Raw genomic sequence first — 18,362 nt, forward strand, 5'->3', positions numbered from 1 at the left:
ATTATTTCATCATTATATCATGAGCCAATTGGCTATTCTAAATTATTGGTTTCGTGAAATTATCACTTATTATGAGAGAATAGAAGAAAACCACCTAAAAAGTATAAGAGATCGAAAAATCGAGAGATGCAGCTTTGAATCCGGAGCTTCTATTCTCTTTTAATTTTTATTTTGTAAAGGAGGAACAAGCAAATGAGTTTGATTAAAGCGAGCAGGTTCATGAGTATGATTCTTCGTCACAAACCAGAATCAATCGGAATTACCCTGGACGAGCATGGATGGGCGGATGTTGAGGAATTAATTAAAGGTATTTCTAAAAAATATCCTTTGGATATGAATATCCTAGAGGAAATTGTACGAACCGATGATAAGCAGAGATACTCTTTTAATGAGGATAAGACTCTTATTCGAGCAAACCAAGGACATTCCATTTCAGTTGATGTAGAGCTGGAAATCGTGGAGCCCCCGGAGTTTTTATGGCATGGTACGGGAGAAAAGTATACAGAATCCATTGAACGTATTGGACTAATTCCAAAGAATCGTTTGTATGTTCATCTCTCACCTGATAAGGAAATAGCAATCAATGTAGGAAAACGACACGGGAGACCGGTTGTGTATCGTGTACGAAGTGGCGAAATGATGAAACAAGGATATGTGTTTTATCGTTCAAAAAATAATGTTTGGTTAACGAAAACAGTACCGGTTGAGTTTTTGGAGGTGCAATGAGGAAATAAAAAAGGGACCGCCACTAAGAACGACCTTGTTCTTTTTCCTCCTTACTTATTCTTCTTTTCATCTTTCAACTCGAATTTTATCATGATATTCGAATCATACTTGTTAGACAGAGTTCTTAATAAAATTCATTAATATGTTTCTTGCCCCTTCGCCCTCTGCGTGACTAATAACATAAACAACTCCTTTAGAAATGTGCTTCTGATTGTACACTTCTAAAAAGGGGTTTTATTCCATATTGTCGAATGTAGGACATAAGGACTTTAAATAAAAATACGGTGGTAGTAAATTACAAGATAAATGAGGTGGGTACAAATGAATAAAAATCTACGTGAACTTCTGGAACATGCTATCGTACTACGTGAAGAGGGTCGCGCGAAAGAGGATTCGGCTATTTTAAATCATGCACTTAATCTTCTTATAAATCTGTCAGAAAATGACCCGGAAAACGCAGAAATTAATTATCAAATAGGGATTGCCTATGATAATTCTGGATTATGCAACAAAGCAATTCCTTATTATGTTAAAGCAATTGAACAAGGTCTATCCGGTTCAGATCTACAAAGATGTTTCCTTGGTCTCGGAAGCAGTTACCGGATTTTGGGGCATTATAAAGAAGCAGTTAGCATCCTTCACCGTGGTGTGACCGAATTCCCTGAACATCGAGCCCTACAAGTCTTTTATTCTATGGCTTTATATAATACAGGGGAATATAAAAGGGCAATGGAAATCGTCTTAATGAATTTAATGGAAACTACAAATGATGAACCACTTCAATTCTTTAAGCGTGGTATTACTTACTATGCCCAGCACCTTGATGAAATTGTAGATTTAGACAATCCTTAAATCGGAATTAACCCATCCTGTTCATTGAATAAGCTAACTTTATTTAATCTTTTTACTTTGAAGTCCACCAAAGAATCTATATGCAGCCGAGTTTTTTTGAAGAATGATTCTAATTTCGCAAATCAAAGGAGTCTCCAAAGACGGAGGCTCCTTAATGTTTCAATAAGTGAAAGAAAAGCGTCGTTTAGAAATGCTCTCTATATACTCCAGCACTTCTGTGTACGATTGTGTAATTAGATTCTTTTAACAAAGTTACTAGATTGGATAAAATATCTGCCACCTGTATGAAATGGCCTGTCTTGGTTTTTCATTAAATGAGCCAACTGGCCTTCCTAAATGATTATGTGGATAGACTTGCTTTCTAAGAAGGAAAATTATGAAATCATAATGGATATTATTTGAAAATTTTCATATTTTCTCTTGAAACTTTAGTGCTGAGAAGTGATAATAGTTAATATTATCTGAAAATTAAACATAGGGGATATGCAGAATGAAAGTAGTTAAATTTGGGGGAACTTCTCTTGCATCTGGAGAACAACTGAATAAAGTATTTGAGATTGTAGTTTCAGACCCACAACGTAAAATCGTCGTAGTTTCTGCACCAGGTAAAAGATTTTCTTCTGATACAAAAGTGACAGATTTGCTCATTGCATGTGGAGAAAGCTGGTTAACGGGAAATTGTGATGAATATTTATTTGATATGGTTATTGAACGCTATCGACTTATAGCAGAAGATTTATCCATTATCGGTCCAATCGTGGATACAATCAAAGCTGATTTATTGGAAATCCTCAATGGAGATATGAGTGATAGGGATCAGTTTATGGATGCGGTTAAAGCCAGTGGAGAAGACAATAACGCCAAATTGGTGGCTGCTTTTTTCCAAGCCAGAGGTGTGGAAGCTGAATATATGAATCCCCGTGAGGCGGGGTTAATGGTCAGCGATGAGCCTGGAAACGCTCAAGTATTAGCAGAATCATACGAGAATCTGCTTCATTTAAGAAACAAACAAGGAATCGTCATTTTTCCGGGGTTCTTTGGTTATACAAAGGAAGGAAAAGTGATGACATTCCCGCGGAGCGGCTCGGATATCACCGGTGCTATTCTGGCTAACGCAGTTAAAGCTGATTTATACGAAAATTATACCGATGTCGATGCTGTATATTCAGTTAATCCAACGATTGTGAATAAGCCAAAGGAAATCAGTGTATTGACCTATCGGGAAATGCGTGAGCTTTCCTATGCCGGATTTAGTGTTTTGCATGACGAAGCATTGATTCCTGCTTTTAGAGCAGGTATTCCGGTAAATATTAAAAATACGAATAACCCTTCATCACCTGGAACCATGATTGTCAGTAAGAAAGAATTGGTAAATGGGCCAGTAGTCGGGATTGCAAATGATAATGATTTCTGCAGTATATATGTGAGTAAATATTTAATGAACAGAGAAATAGGCTTTGGACGTAAACTTCTTCTCATTCTAGAAGAGTTACAGTTATCTTATGAACATGTCCCCTCAGGAATTGATGATATAACTGTTATATTAAGACAGAACCAACTAGACATCAGGCTTGAAGAGATTATTGTCAGCCGGATTAAGGAAGAATTACAGGCAGACGAGGTGAAAATAGAACATAATTTATCCCTGATTATGATTGTGGGAGAGGGAATGCGCTCCCATGTGGGTACAGTGGCCAGGGCTTCAAAGGCTTTAGCCAATGCTGATATTAATATCGAAATGATTAATCAGGGATCTTCTGAAGTCAGTATGATGTTTGGTGTGAAAGAAATTCAAGAAAAACAGGCAGTAGCCGCTCTTTATAATGAATTTTTTACCAGTGTTATTGTATAAGGGACAGTGGTAAATCTAGTACAGGTATAAAGGGTATCATTCCAAAATCAAATAGAAAGCCAGTGTAGTGGCTTAAGCGATATAAATGAAAAAGTTATGGATGGAAGTCGGAGGAATCGATAATGGTAAAGGCAATCATGTTTGACCTCGATGATACATTGTTATGGGATCAGAAAAGCGTGCAGGAAGCTTTCCATGCAACTTGCAAACTGGCTCAGGAAAGATATCGGATAGATCCAGAGCAGCTTGAGGCATCTGTCAGGGAAGAAGCTATTAAATTGTACAGCTCGTATGAAACATTCCCTTTCACACAAATGATTGGAATTAATCCTTTTGAGGGATTATGGGGAGATTTTCAGGATAGCCATGAGCAATTCCAGAGGATGGCTCGAATTGTGCCGGTCTATCGACAAGATGTGTGGACGAATGGGCTGAAAGCATTAGGGATAGATGATGCGCATTTTGGACAAATATTGGCAGATACGTTTCCCGAGGAAAGAAGAAAACATCCATTCATTTATGAAGATACCTTTGAAGTGCTGGACCACTTGAAGGGAAAATACAAACTCCTTTTATTGACAAATGGATCACCGCAATTACAAACAACCAAGCTTGAAATAACACCTGAAATAGCTCCCTATTTTAATCATATCGTGATATCGGGAGATTTTGGACAGGGTAAACCGGCTCCCGAACTATTTGATCATGCTGTTAAGTTAATGGATGTTGAAAAAAAGGATATTCTGATGGTCGGGGATAATCTCATGACAGATATACTCGGTGCCAATAGCGCAGGAATTCAATCTGTATGGATAAATCGCCATCAAAAAACAACCGATCAGGTAAAGCCTGCTTATGAAATTAAAAAGCTGACAGATTTAATTCAGCTGCTAAATGAAATCCAGTCATAAGATTTATATATATAAAAGATAACAAAACTATAAAACCAGTTCAGTTGATGAGCTGGTTTTTTTGTGTACTTTTTAGAGTCATAGAAACAAACAGCTAAATTTGTGCCTATCTTTTGACGAAGGTTTACGAAAGGTAGCGGAAGGTGAGTGAAAGCTGAGAGAAAGCAGAGCTTTTGTGCATCTCGCAATAATTGCTATATAACGCCTGGCCCCTGTAAGAACTATTGGAAGGATCTTGATATCCATATTATCCCAAACGTTCCTTGACAATGGATATTTAAACAGATACCATAAAAACATTGTTATAATTTTACAATTATTGGTAGGTTAATTTTAAATATTTCTTGAAAAGTCGGTGTATAGCAGTGGGGGAATTAAGAAATAAATGGACTGGGGAAACTAAATTATTGACCGCTGCGTTAGTGTTACTGATCATTTTTTTGTCCCCGATGTTTATCCTTGATGAAAATTCGCATATACGGGTACATGACAACTTAGATTCCAACATTACGTGGTATAAGGTCCTGAAGGATAATCAAATGCTGTTCGGCCCAATTAATGAGACCATTCCTCAAATTATCAATGGTTTGCCGAGGAACTCGATTGGAACTGAATTTAGCGGAATTGAGTGGCTTCATTATTTATTGCCATCTATGACTGCGTATTCAATCAGCCAGACCATCACAAGATTCTTTGCCTTCCTAGGGATGTATCTTTTACTTAAAAAGCATTTTATTCGAAAAGAGGAGCACGGTTTTATCCGTGTGTTTGTTGCACTGGCCTTTGCTTTGACGCCATTTTGGCCATCGGGAATGCTGGCTACCTTAGGCCATCCGCTAGCTTTGTATGCATTTTTAAATATTAGAGGAAGAGATAGTCGGTGGACAGATTGGCTTATTCTTATTCTTCTGCCGTTCTATTCAAGCTTTGTATTAGGATTCTTTTTCTTCCTGGCAGCTATGGGATTACTGTGGCTATATGATTGGATTAAGAAAAAAGATCCGAATTGGGTATTTTTCGGCAGCATCGCCTTAATGACTTTTAATTACTTATTGATCGAATATCGCTTGGTGTATTCTTTGGTTTTTCCTGAGGAGCCAAATAGCCGAGATGAATATTTCAGTTCTGCTTTAGGATTTGCCCGATCAACCCGTCTCATTTTTAAAAACTACATAATTGGACATAATCATGTATTAACGCTTCATCAATATATTATTTTACCACTATCATTTATAGCTTTATGGATTATTTATCGAAACAAGCTTTGGAAAAGTGAAAAACATTATGTGCAGTTGTTTATCTTGAATTTTATTTTGTCAGCGTGGTATGCATTTTGGTTTTATGAGGGATGGGCATCCTTGAAAGAACAAATTTCACTTTTAAATAATTTCAATTTTGCCCGTTTTCATTTTCTGAGACCGTTGGTTTTATACGTATTGTTTGCTCTGTCCTGCCGTATTCTTTGGAAATATGGAGGAGGATGGAAGCTTTTATCTAAAGGGGCCATTGTTGCTCAGTTGATTGTCTTATTTATGTACAATCCAGAGGTGTATTATGGAAGGCTTGATGCACCGACATTCAAAGAATTTTATGCTGTTGACCAATTTACTGAAATCAAAGATTATATTGGCAAACCTCAGGATACATACAGAGTGGTAAGTATAGGATTACATCCTGCCATTGCTCAGTATAATGGCTTTTATACTTTGGATACGTATAACAATTACTATCCATTGGCATACAAGCATCAGTTCCGAGAAATTATTGCGGCGGAGCTTGATAAGAATGCCCAGCTAAAAAAATATTTTGATAAATGGGGCGGCCGTTGTTATATTTTTGTGGATGAGCTTGGAAAGAAGTATGACTATAGGAAAGATTCTTCGAAAACAATTAAAAATTTAGAGTTGAATACGAACGTCCTGAAAGAAATGGGCGGTCAATATATTATCTCAGCTGTACCTATTTTGAATGCAAATCAGAATAACCTTGAATTGATGGATATCTTTGAGCATGAGGATTCAGCGTGGAAGATCTATCTCTATCATGTCTTGTAAAGGAGTTAATCATAATGAATCTGCCTGTATTAACGATCGTTGTACCTTGTTACAATGAACAGGAGGTATTATCTAAAACATCAGAAGAGCTTTCATCCATCTTAAAAGAGTTACTGAATTCCCGATCCGTTTCAAATAGAAGTGCGATTTTATTTGTGGATGATGGCAGTGTAGATGATACTTGGGATTTAATACAAATGGAGAGTATACAGAATAGATTTGTAAAAGGTCTGAAATTAGCTGGCAATGTGGGTCATCAAAATGCATTGCTTGCTGGTCTCGCAACGGCTGGGAAGCATTCTGATTGTGTCATCTCCATTGATGCTGATTTACAGGATGATATTCATGTCATAAAAGAGATGGTTGAAAAATACAATCAAGGATACGATATTGTCTATGGGGTCAGAGGTCAGCGGAAAACGGATACCTTATTCAAGCGTACGACAGCACGCAGTTTTTATCGGATAATGGGTAAATTGGGTATCAAACTAATTCCCAATCATGCAGATTTCAGATTAATGAGTAAGCGTGCATTGGGGGAGCTGTTAAAATATAAGGAACGTAATTTATTCTTAAGAGGGATGATTCCTATGATTGGCTTTTCTTCTACTGAAGTATTATATGATCGGAAGGAAAGAGAAGCAGGGGAGTCTAAATACCCTCTAAAGAAAATGATTTCTTTTGCGCTGGACGGTCTAACTTCCTTTAGCGTGGCACCTATACGCTGTGTTACCTACATTGGCTTTCTGACGCTGTTTGTCAGTATGGTCGCAGGTAGCTATGCACTGGTTCAAAAAACATTGGGGAATACACAATCTGGCTGGACTTCCATCATGATTTCTCTGTGGATTATTGGAGGCTTACAGTTGATCGGTATTGGAATAGTGGGAGAATATATCGGAAAAATTTTTAAAGAGGTAAAACAAAGGCCTATTTACGCCATAGATGTGGACAACTATACGGAAGATCAAAAAAATGAAACTGAACAGGAAAATGAATATAAATCTCGTTAAGTTCCTGATTCAAGAGCCATCGTTTTTCGGACTATATACGTATAAATAGGTTTGAAAGCAGGATGGAAAAAAAAGAGGCGGTATGCTGTTACACATTATTTACAGTTATATGGATACTGGGTGATTATTTTATTTTGCTGTATTGTAGGAATTCCTGCGCCTGAAGAGATGTTTATTATTTTAAATGGTGCCTTCGCTGCTGAGCAAAATCTAAATTTCCACTGGTCTAATAGTGGGGCCCTATTAGATGCCAATATTGGATGTTATTTACCTGTGGTGGGATAGCCATTTATTTTATTTGGTGTACAAAGTTGTTTAAACAAAAGAATTACCTATCTGAGTCGGAATGCTCTTGTGCATCAGTTTACCAATTAAATTCTAACCATTTTGCTTGCTAATGATAAGATATCCTTAAGTAGGAATAGCGCAATCAAGTATTTGGGGAACTTTTAAAGAAAATAATTACAACCTGATTTATTAGATAATTGAAAAAACTTAAAGGTTAATATTGAACAGTTATAGGTAGATTGTTTATTGAATAGGATCGATTAAATTAACATACATATGATTTGTAGGATGTTCCTTTTGATGAAGATACAGACATAGTTTCTTATAGTTAAAGATTGGTATCAGGGATCAATCATACTGTAATTTTAAAAGGATGTTCAATGGAGCATCCTTTATTTATGGGGGAGTGAGAAGAATGCCGAAACAACTTAAACCAAAACGGATACAAAAAGGAGATACGGTCGGGGTCATTGCTCCTGCAAGTCCTCCAAATAAGGAAACACTTCAAAAAGGGCTATCTTTTTTGGAGCAGGATTTAGGGCTATCTGTAAAAATGGGCAACCACCTCTATAAAGAATATGGCTATCTTGCCGGAGAAGATGCGGAACGAGTGGAAGATCTTGAAGCGATGTTTAAGGATGAAGAAGTGAAAGCCATCATATGTGCTTGTGGGGGATACGGGACGGCGCGAATCGCAGAGGCCATTAATTATGAAGTAATCAAAAACAATCCAAAGATCTTTTGGGGATACTCTGATATTACATATCTGCATACGGCAATCCGCCAGAAAACGGGATTAGTCACCTTTCACGGGCCTATGCTTGCATCTGATATAGGCAATGACGATGTCCACTTACGATCAAAAGAATCTTTTAAACAATTATTTAAAGCAGGTCAGGTCATGTATACAGAGGAAATATCACCTTTACATACATTTGTCGAGGGAGAGGCGGAAGGAGAATTGGTGGGTGGTAATCTATGCTTGCTAACATCAGCCTTGGGGACTCCCTATGAAATAGATACAAAAGGAAAGATTCTTTTAATAGAAGATATTCATGAAGAGCCAAGGAATATTGACCGCTATTTAAATCAATTATGGTTGGCTGGAAAGTTAAATGGAATTGCTGGTCTGGTTATTGGTGATTTTGCGGATTGCGAGCCAAGTAGTAAGCAGACACTGACTTTGGATGAGGTATTGTCCCATTATATTAACCTAATCAATAAACCTGCTATAAGTGGATTTAAAATTGGCCATTGCAACCCACATGTTGGAATACCTCTTGGTGTGAATGCGAGGATGAATACAGTGGAGAAGACACTTATAATTGAGAGCGGGCTAGAAAATGAAAATTACTAGTATTGAAACGTTCCGTATTCAAGTTCCTTTATTAAAACCCTTTAAAACGGCATTGCGGGTCGTGAACACAGCCGAATCAATCTATGTAAAAGTTCAATGTGACAATGGATTGATTGGGTGGGGAGAAGCCCCCGCGACAGCCGTTATTACAGGGGATACATTACATTCAATAGATACGGCCATCGAAGAGTATTTTAAGCCTTATTTAGTAGGGAAAGATATATTGAATTTTGAAGAGATCTTTCATGATCTATCCCTATTAATGACTAGGAATTCTAGCGGGAGGGCAGCCATTGACATGGCCATTTATGATTGTCTGGCCCAAAATAGTAAGTTGCCATTATATCAGTATTTAGGTGGCAGCAGCTCTCGGCTTGAAACGGATTTTACGGTAAGTGTGGATGCACCTGGAACAATGGGTGAGGAGGCCTTGAGTTATGTAAAAAACGGATTCTCTATTTTAAAAGTTAAAGTGGGTCTCGGAGACATAAAAGAGGATATTTCCAGGGTGAGAGAAATCAGAAGATGTGTAGGGGACGAAGTTACGATTCGACTGGATGCAAACCAGGGATGGACAGCGAAAGAAGCGATTCAAGCGATTCACCATATGGAGGATATGGGCTTACAAATCGAATTGGTGGAGCAACCAGTGAAAGCAGATGATTTGGAAGGGCTCAGACAGGTGACCCATCATGTGGATACGTTTATTATGGCAGATGAGAGTGTGTTTACTCCAAGACAGGCATTAGAAGTGATTCGTACGCGCAGCGCTGACCTTATTAATATTAAATTGATGAAAACAGGCGGAATTTTTTACGCGCATCATATTAATCAATTAGCTGAAGCAGCTGGGATGGAATGTATGATGGGCAGTATGATTGAAACGCATTTAGGGATAACGGCAGCTGCCCATTTTGCTGCAAGTAAACGCAACATTACCCGTTATGATTTTGATGCTCCTCTCATGCTATCCCGTTCCCTGATTGAGGGGGGAATTCAATATAACGGCAGTACATTTACGTTGCCGGAAAAGGCGGGCTTAGGTATCGGGCAGGTTCAGTTGAAGTAAGAGTGGAGGTTCATAGTGGCACACGATGGTAAAATAATGAGCGTAAATGTAGCAGTAGCCACCGTTTGGACTACTAACCAGTCATTTAGAGCGTTAGTGGATAGACCAGCCATTAGCCATCCGGTACGATTGGAAGAATGGCTTCTATCTATGAACGAAGCCGAGCAGCTTGATTTATGTGAATCGAACAGAATTCAGACTCAATTATTATTTGGGGAACAAGTTTTATTGCTGGAATGCAAAAATGACTGGGGATCTATCATTGCTATCGAGCAGTCAACCGGAAAAGATTCGAGAGGATATCCGGGTTGGGTGCCTTTGTGCCAATTAGAAAATGATGTGCCATTTTCAACTAAAACCGTTGCGGTCATAACGAGTAAAAAAGCTTTCCTTTCATTCGAGAAATCAAAAGAAACACTATTGCTCAGTTATCAAACAAAATTGCCATTTTTAGGTGAAAAAGCTGGACAGATTCAGGTGGGAACCCCGTTAGGTACTGGGTTTTTACAAAAGAATGATACAACTTTATTCAACATACATGAAACAAGAAAACTGGGAAGCGGTACGGACATTGTTACATGTGGAGAGCAATTTATTGACCTCTCCTACTTATGGGGCGGAATGAGTAGTTATGGCTATGATTGTTCTGGTTTCGTCTATACAATGTGTAAGGCAAACGGTTATCTAATTCCGCGTGATGCGAGAGAGCAGGCAAAGTATGGGAAAGAGATTCCGGTAATTGAAGTGCAACCGGGTGACTTACTCTTCTTTGCATACGAGAAAGGACAAGGAGCCATTCATCATGTGGGGATCTACTATGGAAATGGCAGACTTCTTCACTCACCGCATACAGGAAAATCAATTGAAATCATCGAGATGGAAGGGACTGTATATGAAGAAGAGCTATGTATGGCGAGACGGTACTGGACAGAGTGATGTCAATAAATGAATAGTAAAAAGGAGTCTCTGTTGCAATAATAAAATGAACCAAATGAGGATGTCTATTCTGTTATTTAGACGGTGCACAATCGTATTAATTTAGTGAATAGATGGCTCATTTTAGGTTAGAAACATGTAAATTATCCGGTTCATGCCCAATTTACCGAACAGATAGATTAGTTTGATAAATCATATGATTTGAAAATATTTGTGAAAAAAGATACAATTTAATTATAGAAAATGAATGAAGAGACCTATAAAAATAGGCCTCTTTTTTTTATAAATTGGAGGAGGGAATTAGAGTGAGAATACGCGAGAGTGCCCTGCCGGGTATAGGGCAGAAGTTTGAAATCATGACAAAGGAAGATGAGAAGATCGTTATTATTGTGCATGATGATGGAAGAAGGGATATGTATCATTATGATTTTGATGATCTGGATGAAAGTATTTCCAGTGTGACGCTCGATGATGCTGAATCCAGACAAATTGCGGCCATATTAGGTGGTATGGTTTATAAACCGCAAGCAATTGAATCCATTGAATTGGCTTTGGACGATTTAAAAATAGAGTGGGTCAAAGTTAAGAAGAATTCTAAGCTTGCAGGCAAAACGATTGATGAAAGCAATATTAGACAAGAGTTTGCTGTAAATATCATCGCTATTTTGCATAAACCTAATAAGAAAATATTAAATCCAGGGCCTTCTTCTATTATAGCTGCCGGGGACACCCTTGTATTATCAGGAGACCGTAAAGATGTTAATGCCTTTATGAAGCAAGCTCTCTTTGCTGAAGGGGAGTCGTTATAAGTGGATCATATGATTTTTGAAGTTGGAACAGCTCTGGTGCTTGTTGCTATTGCGGCTGTCCTCGCGGGTAGACTGAAATTTTCTATTATTCCTTTCTTAATCATCTTAGGAATGTTGGTAGGACCGCAAGCACCAAAAATAGGTATTATTGATTTGCGATTTATTGAAAGTGCCGAGATAATCGAATTTATGGGTAGAATGGGCATTCTTTTCTTGCTATTCTATCTTGGATTGGAATTCTCAGTCGGCAAGTTGATTAAATCAGGTAAATCTATAGTGGTCGGCGGAACCATCTATATTTTAATAAACTTTACTTTAGGTTTCTTATACGCATTTATTACAGGATTTTCCATTTTGGATGTCTTAATCATTGCAGGAATTATCACCATATCATCAAGTGCGATTGTTGCTAAAGTACTTGTTGATCTCAGAAGAACAGGGAACACTGAGACCGAATTGATTCTGGGTATTATTATGTTCGAAGATATCTTCCTGGCTGTCTATCTTTCTATTATCTCAGGATTAGTATTAGGTGATTCCACTTCTGTCAGTTCTACATTAATCTCCGTTTTAATTGCCTTTGGGTACATGTTGTTATTTTTTATCATGGCAAGAAAAGCTACACCTATTTTAAACAAACTATTAAATATAACCTCGAATGAAATTTTTATCATTGTCGTTTTTGCTACTCTCTTCTTTATTGCAGGATTTTCCGAGACAATCCACGTTGCGGAAGCCATTGGGGCATTACTTCTAGGTTTAGTTTTTTCTGAGACTGAACAAAGTGATCGTATTGAAAAGCTTGTCGTACCATTCAGAGATTTCTTTGGAGCTATCTTTTTCTTTAGTTTTGGATTAAGTATAGATCCATATACACTTGGCGGAGCAGTTTGGTTTACACTCGGTGCTGTTATTTTAACGGTACTCGGAAACTTTATTGCCGGTATGATTGCAGGCCGCAAATCGGGACTATCACATAAATCCTCTGCGAATATCGGTTTGACGATTGTATCAAGAGGTGAGTTTTCTATTATACTAGCCAATATCGGAATCGCCGGCGGGCTTTCTGATATGTTAAAACCTTTTTCGGCGTTATATGTATTAATATTGGCCATACTTGGTCCTATATTAACCAAGAACTCTAAAACTATATTTAAACAGCTAAATAAGCTATTTAAGTGGACTGTACCGAAAGAAGATAAAAAAAGACTAAGAGAAGGTTTAGATGAAAATTTGTAAATCATATTCTGGTTTTACATGAAGAAGGTCTTGATCAATGTTATTTAAAAAGTTGATCAGGACCTTTTGCTTGGTTATTTCCAAGTGATCCATCCAATGATTAAATAGTTAGAAAAACAAATTGAAATAAATGGAAACGTATATTTTAAAGCCACCATCATTTGTTTTAATTTTGTAATAAATTGAGTTGTATAATATACTAGTTTCAAGATAATTTTTATGGTTATACTTCTAAGAACGATCTTTGTTTTGTGGAATTTTAAACCTGTTAGTGTAAGAATGAAATGGATTCATAGAGAAAAAAATCGGACGCTTCATGATCATGATTTGGGGGGGATTTAAGCATGAGAGACTTATTCTTTAAAGGGATTAATTCGAAAATACCGACACTTTTTATGCTGCATGGTACAGGTGGAACAGAGAACGACTTGGTGCCGATTGCAAAAATGATCTCACCAGAATCCTCCATATTAAGTGTCCGGGGGAATGTTTCAGAAAACGGAATGCCAAGATTCTTTAGAAGATTGGCAGAAGGTGTCTTTGATGAAGAAGATTTACGATTTCGCACAAAGGAACTAAGTGATTACTTAGATGAAGTTTCTGTTAAATATGGTTTTGACCGTGATAACATTGTAGCTGTTGGTTATTCTAATGGAGCTAATATAGCAGCCAGTATGCTGTTCCATTATCAAAATACATTTAAGGGGGCCATTTTGCATCATCCAATGGTTCCAATCAGAGGATTAAAGCTACCCGAAATGACAGAGCTCCCAATCTTTATTGGTGCTGGAAAGAATGATCCGATTTGTTCATCAAAAGAAACTGAAGAATTAGATAAAATGCTGCGGGCTGCCGGTGCCCATGTAACAGTACACTGGGAATATAATGGACACCAGCTGACACAGTCAGAAGTAGATGCTGCAGTGTCGTGGTTTTCTCAAGAGTTTCGATAAAATGGAGATGATAAAATGATATCTTTAAATCCAGCCGAAATGAGCGAACGAGAGAATTATACATTTTTAACAGGAGCAATCATTCCAAGACCTATTGCCCTTATATCTACCATATCTAACGAAGGAACTATAAATATTGCACCTTTTAGTTATTTCACTATTGTCAGTTCAAATCCTCCGCTGATTGCTGTATCAATCCAGCGAAAGAACGGTGAAAGAAAGGATACATCAAAGAATGCAATTGATTCAGGAGAATTTGTCGTTCATATAACCGATGAGGATAATGTGGAAGGCGCAAATTGGACAGCTGCAGAATTGCCATCGGAAAAAAGTGAGCTTGATGGGTCACCTTTTCAGATAATCGATAGTGTCAGTGTCAGAGTTCCGGGCCTTACTCCTGCTAAAATACGGATGGAATGTACAATTCATAAAGTCATTCCACTAGGAGGGCATACAGCTGAAGATGCTGGTTGTGATTTGTTAATAGGAAATATCGTTCTCTATCATATAGATGAATCTATTTACAAGGATGGTATGATCGATACAGAATCACTTAAGCCGGTTTCGCGACTTGCTGGACAAAAATATATGAAGGTCGGAGAACAATTTGTTTTAGAAAGACCTAAATGATAGATGATTTAACTTCCCACTACGAATAGGGAAGTTTTTTTTGTATTATGGTTCAAAATAATCACTCTCGATATGTTTATTTTAATTAACGTCATAATTTTTTTCTTATTAACATTAGAAATAGTGCGATATATTTAGGTATTTTACAAAATTTTTAAATTATGAGAAGGAGTTTGACTAAATATTCAGAATATATACCTATATAAGAGTGGTTGCGCTTACATAACCGCTTTTATATAAATAAATCGGACAAGTGGGGGTAATACATGAACGCTTTAGGTAACAAGAATCGGATGTCAGAATTAAGCCGTAAGAGAGGTTTTTGGGTAGCATTAATTGCCGTTTTACTGGTGCCATTAGTTTATGGTCTTATTATGTTGACACCAAGTTGGGGACCATATGATAATCTATCAAACTTACCGGTCGCAGTTGTGAATAACGATGCAGGTACAGTAACAGATGGTAAGGAAATAAATGTAGGAAGAGACTTGGTTGCCAAACTTAAAGCAGGAAATGATCTGGGATGGAGATTTGTGAGTAAGGAACAAGCAACACGCGGACTTAATGATAATGAATATTATATGGTTATTGAAATTCCAGAAGACTTTTCGCAAAAGGTATCGACGGTAATGGACGAAAATCCAGTGAGACCTGAACTAAAGTATACCCAGAATGAAGGATTGCATTTTATAGCGGCAACTGCAACGAAAACAGCTATAGGAACAATTAAGGAGCAGTTGGCTGATACAATCACAGCCACCTATACAAGTACAGTTTTTGCCCAGCTTGGTGAAGTGGCGGAAGGATTTAAATCCGGCGCAGAAGGTTCAACAAAGCTCCATGAAGGTTCTGTTAAACTTCAGGAAGGTACTGGAACCCTACTAGATTCATTAACAACAAAAACAGGAGATATTCAAAAACTGGCAGACGGGTCAAAGCAAGTCGAACAGGGGCTCGGTCAATTGAATGGAACAATGGCAGGGAAATCCGCTGATATCGCAAAATTAGCCGATGGAGCAGCCCAGGTCAGTAATGGCTCCGGCCTTATTTATTCATCCGTAAGTGGTAAGACCGGTGATATTAATACGCTTGCAGATGGGGCGAAGCAGGTTGAAGATGGTGTGGGCCAGTTAAACAGTACAATGGCAGGGAAATCCGCTGATATTGCAAAACTAGCGAATGGAGCAGCTGATCTCAGAGATGGATCCGGCTTAATTCATTCCACAGTAAGTGGGAAGTCAGCTGAAATTCAACAGCTGGCAGATGGATCGAAGACAATAGAAGGTGGATTACAGACTTTATCCGGAACATTTAGTGGAAAGGCGAAGGATATTGAGGCACTTGCAGATGGGACAGAGAGCTTGAAGAAAGGTTCATCTGTAATGTACTCTACTGTAAATGGAAAAGCAGAAGATATCGATACGCTGGCTAAAGGGTCTGGCGAACTTAAAGATGGTTTAAATCAACTTTACGGAACAATGAGTGGAAAATCTGGGGATATTGAGAAGCTTGCAAAAGGTGCAAACGATCTAAAAGATGGATCCGCAGCTTTATATTCTCAGTTGGATGGTAATAGGGGTAAAATTCAGGAACTTGCAGATGGTGGTAAAGCATTAAATGCAGGTGCAGGAGATTTGAAAACAGGAACTTCTGATATGTTAGTGGGATTGAAGACAGCACAAGATGGTGTAAATCAACTCAATGGAAGTATGCCAACCTTGGTAGGTGGAAGTGCAGCATTAAGAGACGGTATTAATCAAATAGCTGCCAGTACACCGGCTCTTGCAAAGGGTTCAAATGATGTGGCAGGTGGAATAAAACAGTTAGGAGATAAGATCGCGCTAATCTATCCAGGTATAAAAGATGATCCGGATTTTCAAAAGTTATTAAAGGGTGCCCAGGATGTCGCGGCTGGGGTAGAAGCAGTTGATCAGGGTATTAGGAAAGAAAATGGTCTGAAAAATGGGGCTGAATCCTTATCTGCAGGCATTTCAGGTAAATTGCAGCCAGGGGTAGAAAAATTGGCAGGTGCTTTTGATCAACAAATTATACCGGGTCAAGAGAAAATTGTTACAGGAGCATCTGAGTTAGCAGCAGGTGCTGCGCAAATAGAAACAGGCACTGATTCAGTAAATACAAATTGGGGAGCTATTACAAGCGGAGTGGGCACAATTAACGGCGGGCTAACCGAGGTAGCAGCAGGAAATGAATCAGTTGCAACTGGTTGGGAAACAGCTGTTAATGGCTCAAAAGATTTATATGATGGTTCACTACAAGTGGCAGATGGAACGGCTAGTGTTAACAAGTCTTGGTCGACCTTATCAAACGGTCTTTTTGATTTAGATAACGGCCTCACCACAGTAGCTGCCGGAAATCAATCAGTTAACGATGGCTGGAAAACAGCAGTTACCGGTTCTAGACAGCTTTATGAAGGATCCAAGCAAGTATCAGCAGGTACTGGGTCAGTCAATAGCGCTTGGGGAACTTTATCATCATCTTTAGGCACGTTGAATAATGGTGCTGTCCAAGTGGCAGATGGTAATGCTACTGTAAATGCTGGCTGGAAAACTGCGGTAGATGGATCCAAACAGCTATATGATGGTTCTAAGCAAGTGTCAGCAGGTACGGCAACCGTGAATAATGCGTGGGGAACGCTATCTACATCTTTAAATACGTTGAATAATGGTGCTATCCAAGTAGCAGATGGTAATGCCACGGTGAATGAAGGCTGGAAAACAGCTGTTGATGGATCCAAACAGTTACATGATGGCTCTAAGCAAGTGGCAGATGGAAATGCAACTGTAAATACGGGCTGGGGAACCATGAAAGATGGGGTAACTGAAATTGATAACGGTGTCGGTCAAATCAAAGACGGGTCCCTAGAATTGTCAAGCGGTTTAGGTGATGGGGCCGAAAAAACATCTGGCATCAATGCAACCGATGATACGATTAAAATGTTCTCTTCTCCGGTTGAACTGGTAGATTCAAAAATTAACAGCTACCCATATTATCGTTACGCAAATGCACCATATATTTTATCATTAGCATTATTTGTAGGTGTGTTATTAATGACATTAGTTGTTGGGGTTAGAAAGCCGGCGGATGCTGCGGCTGTGTCTGGCTTCGCATGGTATGCAAGAAGATATGGATTACTCGCTTTATTGGTGGCAGGTCAAGCCATTCTCCTTTCCGTCTTTACCATTTTCTTTATAAATTCAGGGGTTGCGAATAGTCTGTTCCTCATCTTGTTTGCTGTATTGGCGAGTATATCATTTATGTCGATTGTATTCTTCCTGGCTATGCTTGCAGGCAACATTGGTTTATTTATAGGTGTGGCACTTCTCGTCATGCAGCTATCTACGACGGGCTCTGCCTTACCAATCGATATGCTTCCTGAATACTTGCGTAATCTAAGTAATTTCTTACCGATGACGTATTCTATTGCGGGCTTCCGTGCGTTAGTATCACTCGATGACTTCGGTATGATGTTTGCTAATGGAGTAATACTGGTAGTGTTCCTGGTTCTATTTGCTGGTCTTTCTGCTGGTCTATCTTTTTTCAAAAAGAATGAATCAGCAGATGATCCAGAATTAGTCTTGTAAATAATAATGTTAATCCCTTTTAGTAGAAGAATGCAAAAATTAATTGTATTCTATATTGAATGGGATTTTTT

Annotated in this window: 14 protein-coding genes; all 14 read left to right on the forward strand. The window is 38.3% G+C overall.

The genetic code is table 11. The annotated features are described in order from the left end of the window. Window positions 1-192 precede the first annotated feature (192 nt). The 14 genes from AC4G3L_RS09230 (at window position 193) to AC4G3L_RS09295 (ending at window position 18,291) form a co-directional block, all read left to right on the forward strand. Window positions 193-726: an RNA 2'-phosphotransferase gene (locus AC4G3L_RS09230; protein ID WP_491076660.1), complete on the forward strand. Its 534-nt coding sequence runs from the start codon at window positions 193-195 to the stop codon at window positions 724-726. 321 nt (window positions 727-1,047) lie between these two features. Further along, window positions 1,048-1,578 carry a tetratricopeptide repeat protein gene (locus tag AC4G3L_RS09235; protein ID WP_491076661.1) on the forward strand — a complete coding sequence of 177 codons (531 nt, stop codon included), beginning with the start codon at window positions 1,048-1,050 and terminating at the stop codon, window positions 1,576-1,578. Between the two features lie 490 nt (window positions 1,579-2,068). Beyond that, window positions 2,069-3,430, forward strand: coding sequence for an aspartate kinase (locus AC4G3L_RS09240; RefSeq protein WP_491076662.1), 1,362 nt, complete (start codon window positions 2,069-2,071; stop codon window positions 3,428-3,430). Between the two features lie 122 nt (window positions 3,431-3,552). Beyond that, complete coding sequence (locus tag AC4G3L_RS09245; RefSeq protein WP_491076663.1) at window positions 3,553-4,341, forward strand: HAD family hydrolase; 789 nt, start codon at window positions 3,553-3,555, stop codon at window positions 4,339-4,341. A 365-nt stretch (window positions 4,342-4,706) separates the two neighbouring features. Continuing rightward, complete coding sequence (locus AC4G3L_RS09250; RefSeq protein ID WP_491076664.1) at window positions 4,707-6,395, forward strand: DUF6044 family protein; 1,689 nt, start codon at window positions 4,707-4,709, stop codon at window positions 6,393-6,395. Between the two features lie 14 nt (window positions 6,396-6,409). Further along, window positions 6,410-7,408: a glycosyltransferase family 2 protein gene (locus tag AC4G3L_RS09255; RefSeq protein ID WP_491076665.1), complete on the forward strand. Its 999-nt coding sequence runs from the start codon at window positions 6,410-6,412 to the stop codon at window positions 7,406-7,408. A 703-nt stretch (window positions 7,409-8,111) separates the two neighbouring features. Beyond that, on the forward strand, window positions 8,112-9,053 hold the full coding sequence (locus tag AC4G3L_RS09260) for a S66 peptidase family protein (protein ID WP_491076666.1): 942 nt from the start codon (window positions 8,112-8,114) through the stop codon (window positions 9,051-9,053). Continuing rightward, a complete protein-coding gene (locus AC4G3L_RS09265; protein ID WP_491076667.1) occupies window positions 9,040-10,122 on the forward strand; it encodes a mandelate racemase/muconate lactonizing enzyme family protein in 1,083 nt (360 codons plus the stop codon). The genes AC4G3L_RS09260 and AC4G3L_RS09265 overlap by 14 nt, the downstream gene beginning before the upstream one ends. Window positions 10,123-10,137: 15 nt before the next feature. Then, complete coding sequence (locus AC4G3L_RS09270; RefSeq protein WP_491076668.1) at window positions 10,138-11,058, forward strand: C40 family peptidase; 921 nt, start codon at window positions 10,138-10,140, stop codon at window positions 11,056-11,058. 305 nt (window positions 11,059-11,363) lie between these two features. Then, window positions 11,364-11,867, forward strand: a complete 504-nt coding sequence (locus AC4G3L_RS09275; RefSeq protein WP_491076669.1) for a cation:proton antiporter regulatory subunit — start codon at window positions 11,364-11,366, stop codon at window positions 11,865-11,867. After that, complete coding sequence (locus tag AC4G3L_RS09280) at window positions 11,868-13,106, forward strand: cation:proton antiporter (RefSeq protein ID WP_491076670.1); 1,239 nt, start codon at window positions 11,868-11,870, stop codon at window positions 13,104-13,106. A 344-nt stretch (window positions 13,107-13,450) separates the two neighbouring features. After that, complete coding sequence (locus tag AC4G3L_RS09285; RefSeq protein ID WP_491076671.1) at window positions 13,451-14,059, forward strand: alpha/beta hydrolase; 609 nt, start codon at window positions 13,451-13,453, stop codon at window positions 14,057-14,059. 15 nt (window positions 14,060-14,074) lie between these two features. Further along, window positions 14,075-14,689, forward strand: a complete 615-nt coding sequence (locus AC4G3L_RS09290) for a flavin reductase family protein (RefSeq protein WP_491076672.1) — start codon at window positions 14,075-14,077, stop codon at window positions 14,687-14,689. A gap of 266 nt (window positions 14,690-14,955) precedes the next feature. Next, window positions 14,956-18,291 (forward strand): YhgE/Pip family protein, encoded by a 3,336-nt coding sequence (locus AC4G3L_RS09295; protein ID WP_491076673.1) that lies wholly within the window; start codon window positions 14,956-14,958, stop codon window positions 18,289-18,291. Window positions 18,292-18,362 lie beyond the last annotated feature (71 nt).

This window comes from Bacillus sp. z33 (assembly GCF_058313615.1).